The sequence below is a fragment of the Pseudomonas sp. Z2-11 genome (genome assembly GCF_054161305.1).
In genome coordinates, this window is sequence record NZ_CP096395.1 from 5,620,625 (window position 1) to 5,638,752 (window position 18,128).

An 18,128-nucleotide genomic window follows, 5' to 3' on the forward strand; every position below is an offset into this window, starting at 1 on the left:
TACCCAACACGCCAAATAATCAAAAGAACGAGCAGCGGGACGTTGTCTTTTTAAACGTCCGCTCACTTACAATCAGATTTCCAATACCCCGCCGAGACGCCCATCATCGCCAGCCCCAGCCTTCCCCGCCTGTTCCTCGAACTCTTCTGGCAACTCGGCATCCTGGTGGTGCCAGCCTTTTTCATCACGATACTGCCGCCGCCGCTGGCCTTGCTGGGGGTGGTGTTGCTCGGTTTGCTGATGGGCCTTGCCGCGCGGCTGGGCTTTTTGGCGGCGGGTCGGGGCATTGCCCGGCTGACTGTCGGCGCGGTGTTTGGCCTGGGTTTCAGTCTGGGACGAGCATTGCCTGAGTGGTGGGGAATTCTGGTGGCGATCGTCGCCATCGTTGGCGGGCTCGCCTGCGTGAGCAAGTGGGAGCGCCGCCTTGGGTTGGCGCCGGTCTCCTCTGCGGGCCAAGGACCGAGTGCCTGGGGCACAAACGAGCCGCTGCTGACGCCCGAGGGCGAGCCGATCCGGGTGTTCAACCACAGCGAAATTGCCATGGGCGGCCCCGTTCATTGCGATTATCTGTTTCCTGATGGCGTGCTCTTGCAAGGCCTTGGCTCCTCGGCGGTGTTCTCCAGCGACGGTCGCTATTTCGCCGCGCCGGTACCGTCACGCCAGGAATGGGGACTGGTCGTGCTCGACCGGGAGCAACGCAAGCTGTACCGCTGTGCCGAAAGTGAGTTCTGGGAGCTGGATGCCCTGGACCTGGATCAACTGAGCGGCCGCCATAGCCCCTTGGTTGACAACAGCGTTCGTCAGGCCCGACTGGATGAACTGTTGCAGGCTGCCGAAGTAGCCGAGCTGATCCCGTTTGCGGACCTTTGGCTGGAGCCTGGCTGGAATCCGGACAGTGTTGCGCGCAGCTTCGAACGGGCTTCCAATGATGGCGGGCAAATCCTGCAGGGCGACATCTTGTTGCCCAAGACCTTTCGCGATCTGGCCCAGCCATTGGAGCCACTGTATTCGCCGCGCTACGCCATCAGCCTCAATGGGCAACCATCGGGCCTGGTCATGGCAGCCGATGCGCCACTGGTCTGGAGCGGCGATAACCGCGCCCTGGTCTGTCTGGCCCGGGAGCAGGCCAACGAGGCGGATGGCAATCAGTACTGGTTGTGGCAAGCGGATCATGGCTGGCGCGCCCTGCCCTCGCCGTGGGTGAAGAGCGACGCGGAGCCGTCTTTTTATTGGCATGAATTATTGAGCCTTGATGCGAGCCATGTCCGTATCGGCTCGTATCTCGATTATCCGCGACCAGGCGCCGGCCGTTATGGCTACCGCCTGGAGAGTATCCACGGCGATACCGAGACCCAGACCGGTCATGACGCTCAAGGTCGCGTGCAGGTCGGTGAGTTCAAGCTGACCCGCATGGCGATCATGCTGCCGCTGGACAGCACGGGGCGGCGAGGCGACTCGTGCGTCGAGACGCAACCGTTGCAAGGCGATGTGCGCGCTGTCCTGACCTGGCTCGGTGACAATCCCCAAGGCCTGGGTGGCTATCGCTGCCGGATCGGCGACTGGTCGTTGCCGGGGGCTTGGCTGCTGGACCATCGGGTTTCCGATTGCGGACGCTATCTGGCGCTGCTGCCCTTTGAAAACTCAACGACAGTCACCAGCCATGCGCTGGTGGCGGATGTGCAGGAGCAACGTCTGCTGGAAGGGCCGCCCATGTGGGTGGAACGGATACTGGATTTCCGCGATGGCCGATTGAACCTGGCAGTGATCCAGGGCCGTCTTGATCAAGACAGGGAAAGCAGCCCGTTGCAACGTTTCAACATCGCCGCGCCAGAGGTTGGCGGCGACGCGTCGTTCTTCCGTCCCAACGAGCAATCCCGGCTGTTCTACAACACTGTGCAGTTGCAGCCGACAGACTCGCAGCTCAAAGCCGTCCCGCCTTGGCGTCTGGTGGCTGGCCCGCAAGCGGCCACTGCCGAGGGAGATTTCATCCAGCCCGCGCCGAATGATCAGGATGCCGCCTGGCTGTTCGGCAGTGAGACGGAATACGCCGACAGTTGGGTGCGTACCGGTACGCCCCGTCTCGGCGGGCATTTGCTGACCGCCTCAGGCTGCGCGTTGGTTGATTTGGCGCCCTCGATGATCTGGTCGGCGGACAGCCGCTACCTGGCCCTGACCTGCATGGCGACCGATGTCACGGAACTGTGTGGCAGTTACCGCGGTTGGCAACTGCTGCTTCTTGATGTTGAGGCGCGCACGCTGCGTATATATCCACAGTGGCTGGGCAATCGGCCGCTATTTGAAAGCTTCGAAGAAGAGCAACTACGCCTACGAAGCTTCCAGCGCGACTGGGAGACCGAAGCCGACGAGGACCAGGGTTCGGTGCAGTCGTTCTCACCGGACGCTCTGCTGCAGTTGCCCACTGAGCAACTGATCTGCCAGGAAGGCGTCTGGCTCAGGTCTTCCCAGGCTCACCTGGCAGCCGCCTGGCGGGCGCTGGCTTTACCTGCCACTGGCTATTTCGAGCGAGGGAACCTGTAACATGCCCGCCATTGATGCCCGCGCCGGAGCCAACCTTGACTGAGATCCGCCCTCCCGTCCTCGACGAAATCGACCGCCAGTTGATCGCGGCCCTGCAAATCAACGCGCGGGAAAGCGTCGCCATGCTCGCCCGGCAATTGGGAATTGCCCGCACCACCGTGACTTCGCGCCTGGCTCGATTGGAGAAAGCCAAGGTGATTACCGGGTACGGCGTGCGTCTTGGCCAGCGGGTGATCGATGGCGGTCTACAGGCCTATGTCGGCATCAAGGTGCAGCCACGCTCCGGTAAAGAGGTACTGCGACGCTTGAGCGCCATGGCCCAGGTCCAGCAGTTGTGCGCAGTCAGCGGCGAATTTGATTATGTGGCGTGGCTGCGCACCGATTCGCCGGAGCAGCTGGATCAGTTGCTCGACCAGATCGGCAGCGTGGACGGGGTGGAGAAAACGACTACGTCGATCATTCTCAGCAGCAAGATCGATCGGGGCCAGCCGGTCTGAAGCCTTGCACCTTATCCTGTGGGAGCGAGCCTGCTCGCGAAGCGGTTGTCAGAACGAACTGTTCCCACTGGCCCACCGCATTCGCGAGCAGGCTCGCTCCCACAGGATAAGGTTTCGTCATTACGCTTCCCAGACACGACAAAATGATTTGCAACCACGCAAAACGACGACACATTGCGTCTTATTAACGTGTTTCACCCTCTCTAGAATGGCTGGCATCTTTCCTATACTCAGACGCGAACGCCGCGTCGAGTCGCCCATCAAGGTCAGCCATGAACAAGCACAATCGCCACCCAGCAGACGGCAAGAAGCCCATCACCATTTTCGGGCCGGACTTTCCTTTCGCCTTTGACGACTGGATCGAGCACCCGGCCGGCCTGGGGGTCATTCCCGAGCACAACCACGGGGCTGAAGTGGCGATCGTCGGCGCGGGGATCGCCGGTCTCGTAGCCGCTTACGAATTGATGAAGCTGGGCCTCAAACCGGTGGTCTACGAGGCGTCGAAGATGGGCGGACGTCTGCGCTCCCAAGCGTTCAACGGCGCCGAAGGCATCGTTGCCGAACTCGGTGGCATGCGTTTTCCGGTGTCGTCCACGGCGTTCTACCACTACGTCGACAAACTCGGCCTGGAGACCAAACCGTTCCCCAACCCACTGACCTCGGCCTCGGGCAGCACCGTCATCGACCTGGAAGGGCAGACTTACTACGCCGAAAAAATGGCCGACCTCCCTGCGCTGTTCCAGGAAGTCGCTGACGCCTGGGCCGATGCCCTGGAGGATGGCTCGCGTTTCAGCGAGATCCAGCAGGCGATCCGCGAGCGCGACGTGCCGCGTCTCAAAGAGCTGTGGAACACCCTGGTACCGCTGTGGGATGACCGCACATTCTACGATTTCGTCGCCACCTCCAAGGCGTTCGCCAAGCTGTCTTTCCAGCACCGCGAAGTGTTCGGCCAGGTCGGCTTCGGCACGGGCGGCTGGGACTCGGACTTCCCCAACTCGATGCTGGAAATCTTTCGCGTGGTGATGACCAATTGCGACGACCATCAGCACCTGGTGGTTGGCGGCGTGGAACAGGTGCCGCAGGGAATCTGGAGACATGTGCCGGAGCGTTGTGTGCATTGGCCGGAGGGCACCAGCCTGAATTCGTTGCACCTGGGCGCGCCACGCAGCGGGGTGAAGCGTATCGCTCGCGCCGACGACGGCCGATTCAGCGTGACCGACGTCTGGGGCGACACGCGCGAATACGCCGCCGTGCTGGTCACCTGCCAGACCTGGCTGCTGACCACCCAGATCGAGTGTGAAGAAGCGCTGTTTTCGCAAAAAATGTGGATGGCCCTGGATCGCACCCGCTACATGCAATCGTCAAAGACCTTCGTGATGGTCGACCGGCCGTTCTGGAAGGACAAGGACCCGGAAACCGGCCGCGACCTGATGAGCATGACCCTCACCGATCGCCTGACCCGTGGCACCTACCTGTTCGACAATGGCGACAACAAGCCGGGGGTCATTTGCCTGTCGTATTCCTGGATGAGCGATGCACTGAAAATGCTCCCGTACCCGGTGGAAAAACGCGTCAAGCTGGCCCTGGATGCCCTGAAGAAAATCTACCCGAAGGTGGACATCGCCGCGCGGATCATTGGCGAACCGATCACCGTGTCCTGGGAAGCCGACCCGTATTTCCTCGGCGCCTTCAAGGGCGCGCTACCCGGCCACTATCGTTACAATCAGCGCATGTACGCGCATTTCATGCAGGACGACATGCCGGCCGAACAAAAAGGGATCTTTATCGCCGGCGACGACGTCTCATGGACACCCGCCTGGGTTGAAGGCGCGGTCCAGACCTCGCTCAATGCCGTGTGGGGAATCATGAAACACTTCGGCGGTGAAACCCATGCCGAGAATCCGGGTCCAGGGGATGTGTTCGACGAAATCGGTCCGATCGCCCTGCCCGAATAAAAGGAGTTGTCGATGCGCGTAGCCCTCTACCAATGTCCACCGCTGCCAATGGATCCGGCCGGCAACCTGCAGCGTCTGCACCAAGTCGCGCTGGAGGCCCGAGGCGCTGACATATTGGTGCTGCCGGAGATGTTCCTGACCGGCTATAACATCGGCGTCGATGCGGTGCATGTACTGGCCGAGGTCTACAACGGCGAATGGGCCCAGCAGATTGGCCGCATCGCCAAGGCGGCCGGCCTGGCGATTCTTTATGGCTACCCCGAACGCAGCGAAGACGGACAGATCTACAACGCCGTGCAACTGATCGATGCCCAAGGCGAACGCCTCGCCAACTATCGCAAGAGCCACCTGTTCGGCGACCTCGACCATACGATGTTCAGCGCCGGGAATGCGATGCTGCCCATTGTCGAGCTCAACGGCTGGAAGCTCGGCTTCCTGATCTGCTATGACCTGGAATTCCCGGAGAACGCCCGCCGGCTGGCCTTGGCCGGTGCCGAGCTGATCCTGGTGCCGACCGCCAACATGCAGCCCTACGAGTTCATCGCCGACGTCACCGTGCGGGCACGGGCCATTGAAAACCAGTGTTTCGTGGCCTACGCCAACTACTGCGGCCACGAAGGTGAATTGCGCTATTGCGGCCAGAGCAGCATCGCCGCCCCGGACGGCAGCCGCCCGGCCTTGGCGGGGCTGGACGAGGCGTTGATCGTCGGCGAGCTGGATCGACAGTTGATGAATGACTCGCGCGCGGCCTACAACTACCTGCACGACCGTCGCCCGGCGCTATACAGCGACTTGCATAAACACTGATCCGGGCTAATCCGCTAGCATGAGCACATCCTTGTCCTGGAAGCGCTCATGCCGGCCCCCGATTCCCTCCGCCCCCATACCGAAACCCTGGCCAACGGCCTGCAAGTGACGTTGCGCCATGCACCCGACCTCAAGCGCAGCGCTGCGGTATTGCGCGTGGCGGCCGGCAGCCATGATGCGCCCGAGGCCTGGCCGGGCCTCGCGCACTTTCTCGAACATCTTTTTTTTCTCGGGACAGAACGCTTTCCAACGGGGCAGAACCTGATGGCTTACGTGCGGGACCACGGTGGGCAAGTCAACGCGCGTACCAGCGAGCGCACCACGGATTTTTTCATCGAGCTGCCGCCTGCCGCCCTGGCCGACGGGTTGGAGCGCCTGGCAGACATGCTCGCTCATCCCCGATTGGATGAAGCCGACCAGTTACGCGAGCGGGAAGTGCTGCACGCCGAATTCATCGCCTGGTCCCGGGACGCCGTCGCCCAGCGCCAGGTTGCCCTGTATGACGGATTGTCGGCGGCTCATCCGCTGCGAGGTTTTCACGCCGGCAATCGCGACAGCCTCGGCGTATCACAGCCTGAATTTCAAACGGCGCTGCGCGGTTTCCATCAGCGTTTCTACCAGAGCGGTCAGATGACCTTGAGCCTCGCCGGCCCGCAAAGCCTCGAAACAATGAAGGCGCTGGCCGATCAATTCGCTACAAGCATGCCCATCGGAAAAGCGGCGACCAGACAATCGCCGCCGAGGCTAATGAGGTCCCCAGGCATCGCTTATCAACAGGTCCGGGAAGGCTGCCTCGACTTGCTCTTCGCCCTCGAACACTTGCCTGGCGCCTCGCCTCAAGCATTGGCCTTCCTGTGTCACTGGCTGAACTCCAGCAAACCGGGCGGCTTGCTTGCGACGTTGCGCCAACGCGGTCTCGCCGACAGCCTCAAGGCTTCGCCGCTGTATGAATTTGCCGGTCAGGCACTGCTGCACATCGAGCTCAAGCTCGACAGCGGCCAGGTACCGTCGGCTATCGAGCCGTTGCTGCGCGACTGGCTGGGGTTCTTTGCCGCCCATGACGACTGGGCCCCCTTGCGCCAGGAATTCAACGCCCTGCTGCAGCGCCGTCAGGAAACGGCAACCGCCCTGCAACTGGCGCGTTGGGAAGGCGAAGGATGTGCCGGGGCTCTAGCGGAAAACGACTTGATGCGGATTCGAGAAATCCTCAAACAACTGCACCCTGCGAATCCGGTCACCGAACAATGGCAACTGCCCTCGCCCAACCCGTTCCTGCAAGCGCCAAGCGAGCCGCCCCGCGCCGGTTTGATACGCGGCCAGACCAGCGCCCACCGTGGTCTGCGTACCTTCGCACAAGACCGCAGCCGGGGCCGGCGGGAACGCTCGCCCATGCAGTTCAGCCAGGCATTGCCGGACTCCCGGGAAAGTGCGGTGTATGTGCGCTGGCAACTGGAGACCCGGGTACCGCTCGATTTTCAACCCAGACTCGATCGGCACCTGGCGGATGTGTGCGAGGACGCCCGGCAGGCAGGCGTGGACATCACTTTCGAAACCTGTAGTGATCGATGGCTGCTGAAGCTGGTCGGTTTGCAAGCACCGATGCCGTTGGTGCTTGAGCACCTGCTGACGAAGCTGGAGGAGCCGCTGCCACCCGTTCAGGCCAGGAACGAAACGCCCCTGATGCCGATTCGACATTTGCTGCGGGAATTGCCGGATCACTATCAGCAGAACCTGCAGCATGCAGAGCTGCCACCGCCCGGCAGTGAACAAGACGTCTGGGCAAGCGCCCGCTGGGACGGCCTGGCCATCGGTCTGTCGGCTGCTTCCCAAGCGGCTGTGGGCCCATTGTTGGCCCGAATTCCTGGCGTGGCCCGTGAGGCGACGGCGCCAGCAGTGACGCCTTCACCAGGGCGGATCTGGCATACCCTCGAGACCCATGGCGACGAACAGGCCGTGTTGCTGTTTTGCCCCTCGCCCACGTTGGACTTGCCCGACGAAGCTGCCTGGCGATTGCTGGCTCATTTGTGCCAGACCCCGTATTACCAGCGCTTGAGGGTCGAGCTGCAGTTAGGTTATGCGGTGTTCAGTGGCTTGAAGCAAATCGATGGGTGGACCGGCTTGTTGCTGGGTGCGCAATCGCCCAAGACGTCAGCCGCACAGTTGGTCAGCCATATGGAGCAGTTTCTGAACGAGCTCCCTGCAATGGTCGAGAAAACCGACGATGCAACCCTGGCCAGCCAACAACAAGCCCTGGCCCGCCAGATCCGGATTGCAGCGTTGCCCTGCGCCCAGGCGGCCGAGCTACTCTGGCAAGGAAAACTGGCCGGCCACCCGGCGGACTTCCCCGAGCGACTGGCCGACGCCATCCTGGGCATGCAGCGCATAGACCTGGTGGATGCCGCCCGCCGCTTGATCGATGCGCAGGGAGGACGTTACTGCCTCAGCAACGCGCCGAGCCCGGGCGCCCCTTGGCGAGCGACCGAATGATCATTACAGGCGCTGCAATGAGCTTTCTCAGAGAATCGCAGCGAACCAAATTGTCAGATTTAGTAACATAGTCACCTGAGCATCTGAACATCTCCGAACGGAGGTGGACTATATGTATAGCTTTAAACCGATCCACCCCAACCAAAGGAGTATTCCCATGTCCTGGTCCAAACCCGCATATATCGACCTGCGTATCGGCTTCGAAGTCACCATGTACTTCGCCAGCCGTTGATGATTGCAGGCAGTTAGTACGCGACACAACGCCTCGGTCATCCGGGGCGTTTTTATTTCGGTTTGCAGATGGAGCGAGCATGTTCGTCCAGATTCTAGGTTCCGCCGCCGGCGGGGGCTTTCCCCAGTGGAACTGCAACTGCGCCAATTGCGCAGGTTTTCGCGACGGCAGCCTCCGAGCGCAGGCGCGCACCCAGTCGTCCATTGCAATTTCCGATGATGGCGTGAGCTGGGTCCTGTGCAACGCCTCGCCGGACATCCGCGCGCAACTCCAGGGTTTCGCCCCGATGCAGCCTGGCCGGGCGCTACGGGACACCGGCATCGGCGCGATCATCCTGATGGACAGCCAGATCGATCACACCACCGGCCTGCTCAGCCTGCGCGAAGGCTGCCCGCATCAGGTCTGGTGCACCGACATGGTCCATGAAGACCTGAGCACCGGTTTCCCGCTGTTCAACATGCTGACCCACTGGAACGGCGGCCTGAGCTGGAACCGCATCGAGCTGGACCAGAGCTTCACCGTCCCGGCCTGCCCGAACCTGCGCTTCACCCCGCTGCCGCTGCGCAGCGCCGCGCCGCCCTATTCACCGCACCGCTTCGATCCGCATCCGGGTGACAACATCGGGCTGATCGTTGAAGACCTGCGCAGCGGCGGCAAACTGTTTTATGCGCCGGGCCTGGGCAAGGTCGACGAACCGTTGCTGCAGATCATGGCCGACAGCGACTGCCTGCTGGTGGACGGCACGATGTGGGACGACGACGAAATGCAACGCCGTGGCGTCGGCACTCGCACCGGTCGGGAGATGGGTCATTTGGCGCAGAACGGTCCCGGAGGGATGCTGGAGGTGCTGGAGCAATTGCCCGAGCAGCGCAAGGTGCTCATCCATATCAACAACACCAACCCGATACTGGACGAAGATTCGCCCGAGCGGGCCGAGCTGGTGCGACGCAGGATTGAAGTGGCCTATGACGGGATGAGTATTGAGTTGTAGGAATGGGCAGACGAATGTGTGAGCAGCTTTGCGGTGTGCCATATCTGGCCTCTTCGCGAGCAGGCTCGCTCCCACAGTAGTCCCGAGTCGTACCGGATATCTGCTTTAGCACCACCCAATGTGGGAGCGAGCCTGCTCGCGAAGAGGCCGCCCAGGCAACCCATCCGCCAGCGGTTATCCAAGGAGAACCGAAATGACTGACACCCCCCTGTCCATCGCCGAGTTCGAGGCGGCCCTGCGTGCCAAAGGCGCGTACTACCACATTTATCATCCCTATCACGTGGCGATGTATGAAGGCCGTGCCACGCGCGAGCAGATCCAGGGCTGGGTCGCGAACCGCTTCTACTACCAAGTGAATATTCCGCTCAAGGACGCCGCGATCCTGGCCAACTGCCCGGACCGGGAAATCCGTCGCGAGTGGATCCAGCGCCTGCTCGACCATGACGGCGCCCCCGGCGAAGACGGCGGCATCGAAGCCTGGCTGCGACTGGGCCAGGCAGTGGGCCTGGACCCCGATCAGCTGCGCTCCCAAGAGTTGGTGCTACCCGGCGTACGCTTCGCCGTGGATGCCTACGTCAACTTCGCCCGCCGGGCCTCCTGGCAGGAAGCCGCCAGCAGCTCATTGACCGAACTGTTCGCCCCGCAGATCCACCAATCGCGCCTGGACAGCTGGCCGCAGCACTACCCCTGGATCGACCCGGCCGGCTATGAATATTTCCGCACCCGCCTGGGCCAGGCTCGGCGTGATGTGGAGCATGGTCTCGCGATCACCCTGCAGCACTACACCACCCGGGCAGGCCAGGAGCGCATGCTGGAAATTCTCCAGTTCAAATTGGACATTCTCTGGAGCATGCTCGACGCCATGAGCATGGCTTACGAATTAAAACGCCCGCCCTATCACAGCGTGACCGATCAACGGGTGTGGCATAAAGGGATTACCTTATGAGCTTCGACCGCAGCAAAACCCCTCAGTGGCGTCCCGGCTATCGCTTCCAATACGAACCGGCCCAGAAAGGCCATGTGCTGCTTTATCCTGAAGGCATGATCAAGCTCAACGACAGCGCTTCGCTGATCGGCGGCCTGATCGATGGTGAACGGAATGTCGCGGCGATTATCGGCGAGCTGGAGAAGCAATTCCCGGACGTGCCGGAACTCGGTGACGACATCGAGCAATTCATGGAGGTCGCCCGTGCACAGCACTGGATCACCCTTGCCTGAGAAGCCCGCCGTCGGCTTGCCGTTGTGGCTGCTGGCCGAGCTGACCTATCGCTGCCCGTTGCAATGCCCGTACTGCTCCAACCCGCTGGACTTTGCCGAGCAAGGCAAGGAGCTGAGCACCGAGCAGTGGTTCAAGGTCTTTCGCGAGGCCCGGGAAATGGGCGCCGCGCAACTGGGCTTTTCCGGTGGAGAGCCGTTGGTGCGCCAGGACCTCGCCGAGCTGATCGGCGAGGCGCGCAAGCTAGGCTTCTACACCAATCTGATCACCTCCGGCATCGGCTTGACCGAACAGAAAATCAGCGATTTCAAGAAGGCCGGCCTCGACCATATCCAGATCAGTTTTCAGGCCAGCGACGAGCAGGTGAACAATCTGCTGGCCGGTTCGAAAAAAGCTTTCGCGCAAAAACTGGAGATGGCCCGAGCGGTGAAAGCCCATGGTTATCCGATGGTGCTGAACTTCGTCACCCATCGGCACAACATCGACAAGATCGACCGCATCATCGAGCTGTGCATCGCCCTGGAAGCCGACTTTGTCGAACTCGCCACCTGTCAGTTCTATGGCTGGGCACACCTCAACCGCGTCGGCCTGCTGCCCACGCGGGAACAACTGGTGCGTGCCGAGCGCATCACCAATGAATACCGGGCCAGGCTCGAGGCCGAAGGTAACCCGTGCAAGTTGATCTTCGTGACCCCGGATTACTACGAAGAGCGTCCCAAGGCCTGCATGAACGGCTGGGGCAGCATCTTCCTGACCGTTACCCCGGATGGCACGGCATTGCCTTGCCATGGCGCCCGGCAGATGCCGGTGCAATTCCCGAATGTGCGTGACCACAGCATGCAACACATCTGGTACGACTCGTTCGGCTTCAACCGTTTCCGGGGTTATGACTGGATGCCCGAGCCCTGCCGCTCGTGCGATGAAAAAGAAAAGGACTTTGGCGGCTGTCGTTGCCAGGCGTTCATGCTCACCGGTGACGCCAGCAATGCCGATCCGGTGTGCAGCAAATCCGCGCACCACGGGATGATTCTCCAGGCTCGCGAAGACGCCGAGCATGCCACGCAAACCATTGAACAACTGGCCTTTCGCAATGAACGAAACTCGCGCCTCATCGTTAAAGGCTGAACCTTTCAGCGCCGCCCAGGCCGTCGCGGCAGGCGTCGACTTTGCCGAACTGCAACTCGGCCCCCAGGGTCTTTTCTGGAACGAATACCGCCCCGAAGATGGCGCTTGCCGGATCTGGCATTGGCGAGACGGCAAGGCGCGTTGCCTGACCCCGGACGGTTTCAGTGTGCGCAGCCGGGTGTACGAATACGGCGGCGGGTCGTTCTGTCTGAGCGACGACGGCGTGCTGTTCGTCAACGAAAGCGACCAACAGTTGTATCACCAATCGCTGGGCGACCAGTGTCCGGTAGCGCTGACCGCGGGCGATTGTCGATACGGCGATCTGCACTTCGCCACAGGGCACGTGCTGGCCGTGGAGGAACAGGCCGACCAGCATCGATTGGTATCGATCGGACTGGCGGATCACCAGCGGCGCGTATTGGCCGAAGGCGCGGACTTCTATGCCGCGCCGATCTTGAGCCCCGACGGAAAACGTCTCGCCTGGATTGAATGGAGTCGCCCCCACCAGCCATGGACAGCGACGCGGCTGATGCTCGCCGAACGCAACGATTCAACCTGGGCAGCGCCACGCTGCGTGGCGGGCGATGATGGCGAAGAATCCATCCAGCAACCTCGCTTCGATGCTTGCAGTCGCCTTTATTGCCTGACCGACAGAGACGGTTACTGGCAGCCCTGGAGTGAACGCGCCGGCGTCCTGAAGCCAATGGACGCCGCCGAAGCCGATCACGCCCCGGCGCCTTGGCAACTGGGCGGGTGTACATGGTTGCCGGTGGATGAAAGCACTTACCTGGCAAGCTGGACCGAGGCCGGCTTCGGGCGGTTGGGGCTGCGCTGCGGCGGCGTGCCGGAAGATTTCACCGGCACTTACAGCCGCTTCCGCAGCCTCGCGCTGGATGAGCAATTCGTCTATGCCATTGCCGCCTCGCCAGCCAGCCCCTCGGCGGTCATTGCGATCGAGCGGCGCAGTCATGAAGCGCTGGTGCTGGCCGGAGGCATCGCGCCGTTGCCTCCCGAGCAAATCAGCCGCCCCAGGACGCTGCGTTATCCCAGCGCTTCAAGCGAGGCCCACGGTTTCTTTTACCCAGCCATGGACGCCAACGCGAAACCGCCGCTGGTGGTGTTCGTCCACGGCGGGCCCACTTCGGCTTGCTACCCGATGTTCGACCCGCGCATCCAGTATTGGACCCAGCGCGGCTTCGCCGTCGCCGACCTCAACTACCGTGGCAGCAGCGGTTATGGCCGCGCCTATCGGCAAGCGCTGCATTTGAGTTGGGGCGTGGTGGATGTCGAGGATGCCTGCGCCGTGGTTGCTTATCTGGATGAGCAAGGCTTGGTCGATGGCCGCTGCGCCTTCATCCGTGGCGGCAGCGCAGGTGGCTATACCAGCCTCTGCGCCCTGGCGTTCCGGGACGTGTTCCGCGCTGGCGCCAGCCTCTACGGCGTCAGCGATCCCGTTGCCCTGGCCCGCGCTACGCACAAATTCGAAGGTGACTATCTGGACTGGCTGATCGGCGACCCGCAACTGGACGCCGAACGCTACCGGGCCCGCACGCCGTTACTGCACGCCGAGAGGATTCGCGCGCCGGTGATTTTTTTCCAAGGCGAGCTGGACGCTGTGGTCGTGCCGCAGCAGACCCGCGACATGGTCAAGGCGCTGGAGGACAACGGTGTTGCGGTCGAGGCTCATTACTACCCGGATGAGCGCCATGGCTTTCGCAAGGCCGCGAACCAGGCACATGCGCTGGAGCATGAGTGGTTGTTCTATCGCAGGGTGATGGATGCTCGCCTCTAGAAGCGGCAAGTACTTGTGGCGAGGGAGCTTGCTCCCGCTGGGTCGCGGAGCGGCCCCAGGCTTTTGCGATTGCTGCACAATCGAGCGGGAGCAAGCTCCCTCGCCACAGAGGTCGTAGTCATTACATTAACTTCAACGCTTGGCGATGATGTACACCGCATGCACGATGCCGGGGATATAACCCAACAGCGTCAGCAGAATGTTCAACCAGAAAGCCCCGCCGAACCCGACTTGCAGGAACACACCCAGCGGTGGCAACAGAATGGCGATGATGATTCGAATGATATCCATGGACAGCTCCTGATGGTCGATGGCCACATTGCCATATAGCTCATGGACAGCTGACCGCTCGTCAGGGTTCAGTGCGCGTCCAAAGAGGCGGGCCGCAGGGAGAAGATACGCAGGCAAAAAAACGCGGGCAAAAGAAAACCCCGCCGAAGCGGGGCTTTGCAGACTGTTTCCCTGACATCCATTTCACTCCGCCTTCCTGGCAGAATCCTACGTGTCCGTGTTGTAACTTTGCGCGTCCTGCGCTACGTCCATGGAAGCTAGATTAGCCGTGGATCCAATCGGCCGATAGAGGGAAATCGCCAGCACGTCATGTAAGCTTTTTCCTACATAACGTCTTCTTTTAGAACTGACCGGGTTCCAGCAGGAACAGCGACTCGCTACCCGCCCTTACCGAAGCGCTCAAGGAATGGATTCGTGGCAACAGGCGGGCGAAATAGAAACGTGCCGTGCCCAGTTTGCTCGCGTAGAAATCGTCCTGCTTTTCCTTGCCCAGGGCCGCCCGGGCCATGAGCGCCCACATGTAGGCATACGCGGTGTAGCCGAACGCCTGCAGGTACTCCACCGAAGCCGCACCGATTTCATGGGGATTGTTTTTCGCCCGGTCCAGCAGCCAATCGGTCAGCTCGTCCAGCGTGCCGACCGCATCGTTCAACGGCTGGGTGAACTCCGTCAGATCGCTGCCAGCGGTAGCGGTGAAATGACGAATCTCGTCGGCGAACAGTTTGTAGAACGCCCCGCCGTTGCCGACGATCTTGCGCCCCACCAGGTCCAGTGCCTGGATGCCGTTGGTGCCTTCGTAGATCTGGGTGATGCGCACGTCGCGCACCAACTGCTCCTGACCCCATTCTCGAATGTAGCCGTGGCCGCCGAAAATCTGCTGGCCGTGAATGGTGGTTTCCAGGCCCAGGTCGGTCAGGAATGCCTTGGCAACCGGCGTCAGCAAGGCCACCAGATCTTCGGCGCGCTTGCGAGTCGTCGGGTCTTCGCTGAACTTGGCGGTGTCCAGTTGCATCGCCACGTAGGTGGAGAATGCCCGGCCACCTTCGTTCGACGCTTTCATGGTCAGCAACATCCGGCGCACATCCGGGTGGACGATGATCGGGTCGGCGATCTTGTCCTTGTTCTGCGCGCCGCTTGGCGAACGGCTTTGCAGGCGATCACGGGCGTACTCGACAGCGTTCTGGTACGAACGCTCGCCGGAGGCCAGGCCCTGGATCCCCACGCCCAGGCGTTCGTAATTCATCATGGTGAACATCGCCGCCAGGCCTTTGTTCGGCTCGCCGACCAGGTAACCCACTGCTTCGTCGAAGTTCATCACGCAGGTGGCGGACGCCTGGATGCCCATCTTGTGCTCAATCGAACCGCAGTTGGCCGCGTTGCGTGCACCCAGGCTGCCGTCGGCGTTGACCATGAATTTCGGCACCAGGAACAGCGAAATGCCTTTCGGGCCCGCCGGTGCGTCGGGGAGCTTCGCCAGCACCAGGTGAATGATATTTTCGGTGAGGTCGTGTTCGCCACCGGTAATGAAAATCTTCGTGCCGCTGACTTTGTAGGTGCCGTCAGCCTGGGGCTCAGCCTTGGTCCGGATAATCCCCAGGTCGGTGCCGGCGTGGGGTTCGGTCAGGCACATGGAGCCGGCCCAGACGCCGGCGTACATGTTTGGCAGGTACGCGGCTTTCAATTCCTCACTGGCGTGGGCGTTGATCGACAGGCAGGCTCCTGCAGTAAGCATCGGGTACAGACCGAAGGACAGGCTGGCGGAGTTGACCATTTCCTCGACCTGGGCCGAAACCGCCTTGGGCATGCCCATGCCACCGTACGTTGGATCACCGCCGACGCCGACCCAACCGCCTTCAGCGAAGGTGCTGTAGGCCTCAGGGAAACCCGCCGGTGTGGTCACGGCGCCGTCAGCCCAGTGGCAGCCCTCTTCGTCAGCTGCACGGCTGAGGGGCGCGATGCTTTTACCGGTGACTTTGCCCGCCTCTTCGAGGATCGCTTCGACGGTTTCAGCGTCTACGGTTTCGGCCAACGCCGGCAGTTGAGCCCAGAGTTTCGCGACCTCGAACACTTCATTGAGGACGAAGCGCATATCGCGCAGGGGCGCTTTGTAGTCAGCCATGGCAAACCTCGCAGGATCTAAACAATTGGTTCGTAGGAAAGCGGTTCTCGCAATGGCCCAGAGTGTACCTCAACAACTTTTGAGACACATAGGGTCAACCTGTGACTGTCTTGTTATTTTTAGTCAACCCCGAAGCTCTGTTTTTCCGTGGCGAGGGAGCTTGCTCCCGCTTGAGTGCGCAGCGCTCACTAGAAGGGCTGCTGCGCACCCCAGCGGGAGCGAGCTCCCTCGCCACTGAGAAAATGTTTCAGCCTGTCAAAGCGCAAACAACTCCGCCGGCAACCTCATCAGGCAATCGCTCCCTGCCTCTATTGCAGCCCGATGGGCGGCCGTACGCGGCAGCAGGCGCTTGAAGTAAAACTCGCACGTCGCCAGCTTGGCCCGGCAGAAATCGCTTTCTCCAGTGCCGCTGTCGAGTTGCGCCTGGGCCACCAACGCCATGCGCAACCACAGGTAGGCCAGAATGATATAGCCGCTGTACATCAGGTAATCCACCGAAGCGGCGCCCACCTCATCCGGATTTTTCATGGCGGCCATGCCGACCTGCGTCGTCAGTTCGCCCCATTGCTGGTTGAGCCCGTCCAGTTGCGCAATGAAAGCCTGAAGCTGCGGATGCCCGGCATTGGCAGCGCAGAATTTGTGAACGATCCTGGTGAAACCGCGCAACAACTTGCCCTGGCTACCCAGCACTTTGCGCCCCAGCAGGTCCAGGGCCTGGATGCCGTTGGTGCCTTCATAGATCGGCGCGATCCGGCAATCACGCACCAGCTGCTCCATCCCCCACTCACGAATGAAGCCATGACCGCCAAAGACCTGCATGCCGTGGTTGGTAACTTCCAAACCCGTGTCGGTCATGAAGGCCTTGCAGATCGGGGTGAGGAAGGCCAGCAGGTCTTCCGCCTCCTGGCGGGCGCTTTCGTCGCGGCTCAAATGCGCGGTATCGAGCAGTTGCGCGGTGAAATAGGTCAGCGCCCGGTTGCCTTCGTTGAAGGCTTTCATGGTCAGCAGCATCCGACGTACGTCGGGATGGACGATGATCGGGTCGGCGACTTTTTCTGGCGCCTTGGGGCCGGTCAAAGAGCGCATCTGCAGGCGATCGTTGGCGTATTTGATCGCACCCTGGAAGCTCGCTTCGCCGAGGCAGAGGCCCTGCATGCCGGTGCCGAGGCGGGCATGGTTCATCATGGTGAACATGCAGTTGAGGCCCTTGTTCGGTTCGCCGATCAGGAAACCCTTGGCCCCATCGAAGTTCAGCACGCACGTGGCCGACGCCTTGATGCCCATCTTGTGCTCGATCGAACCGCAGGAAACACCATTGCGCTCACCGGCCTCGCCCGCTGCATCGGGCAGGAACTTGGGCACGATGAACAACGAGATGCCTTTGGTCCCGGCGGGAGCATCCGGCAATTTGGCGAGCACCAGGTGAATGATGTTGTCGCTCATGTCGTGCTCGCCGGCGCTGATGAAGATCTTGCTGCCGGTCACCGCGTAACTTCCATCCGCCTGAGGCACGGCGCGGGTCTTGATGATGCCCAGGTCCGTGCCGCAGTGGGCTTCGGTCAGGCACATGGTGCCGGTCCACTGGCCGGCGGTGAGCTTGTTGAGGTAGGTCTGTTTCTGCTGTTCGGTGCCGTGAGCGTGGATGGCCGACATGGCGCCGTGGGTCAGGCCGGGGTACATGCCCCAGGAGGTGTTGCTCGACCCGATCATCTCGCTGATCACCAGCCCCAGCGAGCTGGGCAGGCCTTGGCCGCCGTAAGCCGGATCCGCTGCCAGGCCGTGCCAGCCGCCCTCTACATACTGTGCGAAAGCTTGCTTGAAGCCTGTAGGTGTAGTGACCACGCCGTTATCGAAATGGCAGCCTTCTTCGTCACCCGGACGATTGAGCGGAGCCAGCACGTTCTCACAGAATCGGGCACCTTCTTCGAGGATGGCGCTGACCATGTCCGGACTGGCGTCGCTGGCCCCCAACTCGGCATAGCGGCCATGGAAATCAAAGACGTTGTCGATCAGGAAACGCATGTCGCGCAGCGGGGCTTTGTACTCGGGCATGGTGGTTTTCTCCGGTAGCAGATCAT

Annotated in this window: 14 protein-coding genes; 11 read left to right on the forward strand and 3 right to left on the reverse strand. The window is 61.6% G+C overall.

What is annotated here, in order from left to right:
- Positions 1-102: 102 nt before the first annotated feature.
- The 11 genes from M1E16_RS25070 to M1E16_RS25120 all read left to right on the forward strand — a co-directional run bounded on the left by M1E16_RS25070 (position 103) and on the right by M1E16_RS25120 (position 13,640).
- Positions 103-2,538 carry a hypothetical protein gene (locus tag M1E16_RS25070; protein ID WP_458130365.1) on the forward strand — a complete coding sequence of 812 codons (2,436 nt, stop codon included), beginning with the start codon at positions 103-105 and terminating at the stop codon, positions 2,536-2,538.
- Between the two features lie 35 nt (positions 2,539-2,573).
- Positions 2,574-3,035: an Lrp/AsnC family transcriptional regulator gene (locus M1E16_RS25075; protein ID WP_434571390.1), complete on the forward strand. Its 462-nt coding sequence runs from the start codon at positions 2,574-2,576 to the stop codon at positions 3,033-3,035.
- Between the two features lie 272 nt (positions 3,036-3,307).
- Positions 3,308-4,990 (forward strand): flavin monoamine oxidase family protein, encoded by a 1,683-nt coding sequence (locus M1E16_RS25080; protein ID WP_434627676.1) that lies wholly within the window; start codon positions 3,308-3,310, stop codon positions 4,988-4,990.
- A gap of 12 nt (positions 4,991-5,002) precedes the next feature.
- Positions 5,003-5,797 carry a carbon-nitrogen hydrolase family protein gene (locus M1E16_RS25085; RefSeq protein WP_458128632.1) on the forward strand — a complete coding sequence of 265 codons (795 nt, stop codon included), beginning with the start codon at positions 5,003-5,005 and terminating at the stop codon, positions 5,795-5,797.
- A gap of 48 nt (positions 5,798-5,845) precedes the next feature.
- Positions 5,846-8,284: a pyrroloquinoline quinone biosynthesis protein PqqF gene (gene pqqF, locus M1E16_RS25090; protein ID WP_458128633.1), complete on the forward strand. Its 2,439-nt coding sequence runs from the start codon at positions 5,846-5,848 to the stop codon at positions 8,282-8,284.
- 157 nt (positions 8,285-8,441) lie between these two features.
- Positions 8,442-8,516 carry a pyrroloquinoline quinone precursor peptide PqqA gene (gene pqqA, locus M1E16_RS25095; RefSeq protein WP_003177660.1) on the forward strand — a complete coding sequence of 25 codons (75 nt, stop codon included), beginning with the start codon at positions 8,442-8,444 and terminating at the stop codon, positions 8,514-8,516.
- A gap of 79 nt (positions 8,517-8,595) precedes the next feature.
- Complete coding sequence (pqqB, locus tag M1E16_RS25100; RefSeq protein ID WP_434627667.1) at positions 8,596-9,507, forward strand: pyrroloquinoline quinone biosynthesis protein PqqB; 912 nt, start codon at positions 8,596-8,598, stop codon at positions 9,505-9,507.
- A 193-nt stretch (positions 9,508-9,700) separates the two neighbouring features.
- Complete coding sequence (pqqC, locus tag M1E16_RS25105) at positions 9,701-10,453, forward strand: pyrroloquinoline-quinone synthase PqqC (RefSeq protein ID WP_458128634.1); 753 nt, start codon at positions 9,701-9,703, stop codon at positions 10,451-10,453.
- Complete coding sequence (pqqD, locus tag M1E16_RS25110) at positions 10,450-10,725, forward strand: pyrroloquinoline quinone biosynthesis peptide chaperone PqqD (RefSeq protein WP_458128635.1); 276 nt, start codon at positions 10,450-10,452, stop codon at positions 10,723-10,725. The genes pqqC and pqqD overlap by 4 nt, the downstream gene beginning before the upstream one ends.
- The gene (gene pqqE / locus M1E16_RS25115; protein WP_370871052.1) at positions 10,718-11,848 is read left to right on the forward strand and encodes a pyrroloquinoline quinone biosynthesis protein PqqE; all 1,131 of its coding nucleotides are present in this window, start codon (positions 10,718-10,720) and stop codon (positions 11,846-11,848) included. The genes pqqD and pqqE overlap by 8 nt, the downstream gene beginning before the upstream one ends.
- Entirely contained in the window at positions 11,814-13,640 is a 1,827-nt protein-coding gene (locus tag M1E16_RS25120) for an alpha/beta hydrolase family protein (RefSeq protein ID WP_458128636.1), read from the forward strand. The genes pqqE and M1E16_RS25120 overlap by 35 nt, the downstream gene beginning before the upstream one ends.
- 132 nt (positions 13,641-13,772) lie before the next feature.
- On the opposite strand, the gene M1E16_RS25125 is transcribed toward M1E16_RS25120, so the two are convergent.
- From M1E16_RS25125 to M1E16_RS25135, 3 genes are all read right to left on the reverse strand, one after another.
- The gene (locus M1E16_RS25125) at positions 13,773-13,931 is read right to left on the reverse strand and encodes a YqaE/Pmp3 family membrane protein (protein ID WP_038436734.1); all 159 of its coding nucleotides are present in this window, start codon (positions 13,929-13,931) and stop codon (positions 13,773-13,775) included.
- Between the two features lie 340 nt (positions 13,932-14,271).
- Positions 14,272-16,050: an acyl-CoA dehydrogenase C-terminal domain-containing protein gene (locus tag M1E16_RS25130; RefSeq protein ID WP_458128637.1), complete on the reverse strand. Its 1,779-nt coding sequence runs from the start codon at positions 16,048-16,050 to the stop codon at positions 14,272-14,274.
- A 255-nt stretch (positions 16,051-16,305) separates the two neighbouring features.
- Complete coding sequence (locus M1E16_RS25135) at positions 16,306-18,102, reverse strand: acyl-CoA dehydrogenase C-terminal domain-containing protein (RefSeq protein WP_458128638.1); 1,797 nt, start codon at positions 18,100-18,102, stop codon at positions 16,306-16,308.
- Between the last annotated feature and the right edge of the window lie 26 nt (positions 18,103-18,128).

What these genes read in the sequence shown, in the direction of transcription:
- M1E16_RS25080 (WP_434627676.1), top strand. Translation starts at nt 3,308, where the DNA reads ATGAACAAGCACAATCGCCACCCAGCAGACGGCAAGAAGCCCATCACC.
- M1E16_RS25085 (WP_458128632.1), top strand. Translation starts at nt 5,003, where the DNA reads ATGCGCGTAGCCCTCTACCAATGTCCACCGCTGCCAATGGATCCGGCC.
- pqqF (WP_458128633.1), top strand. Translation starts at nt 5,846, where the DNA reads ATGCCGGCCCCCGATTCCCTCCGCCCCCATACCGAAACCCTGGCCAAC.
- pqqB (WP_434627667.1), top strand. Translation starts at nt 8,596, where the DNA reads ATGTTCGTCCAGATTCTAGGTTCCGCCGCCGGCGGGGGCTTTCCCCAG.
- pqqC (WP_458128634.1), top strand. Translation starts at nt 9,701, where the DNA reads ATGACTGACACCCCCCTGTCCATCGCCGAGTTCGAGGCGGCCCTGCGT.
- pqqD (WP_458128635.1), top strand. Translation starts at nt 10,450, where the DNA reads ATGAGCTTCGACCGCAGCAAAACCCCTCAGTGGCGTCCCGGCTATCGC.
- M1E16_RS25120 (WP_458128636.1), top strand. Translation starts at nt 11,814, where the DNA reads ATGAACGAAACTCGCGCCTCATCGTTAAAGGCTGAACCTTTCAGCGCC.
- M1E16_RS25125 (WP_038436734.1), bottom strand. Translation starts at nt 13,931, where the DNA reads ATGGATATCATTCGAATCATCATCGCCATTCTGTTGCCACCGCTGGGT.
- M1E16_RS25130 (WP_458128637.1), bottom strand. Translation starts at nt 16,050, where the DNA reads ATGGCTGACTACAAAGCGCCCCTGCGCGATATGCGCTTCGTCCTCAAT.
- M1E16_RS25135 (WP_458128638.1), bottom strand. Translation starts at nt 18,102, where the DNA reads ATGCCCGAGTACAAAGCCCCGCTGCGCGACATGCGTTTCCTGATCGAC.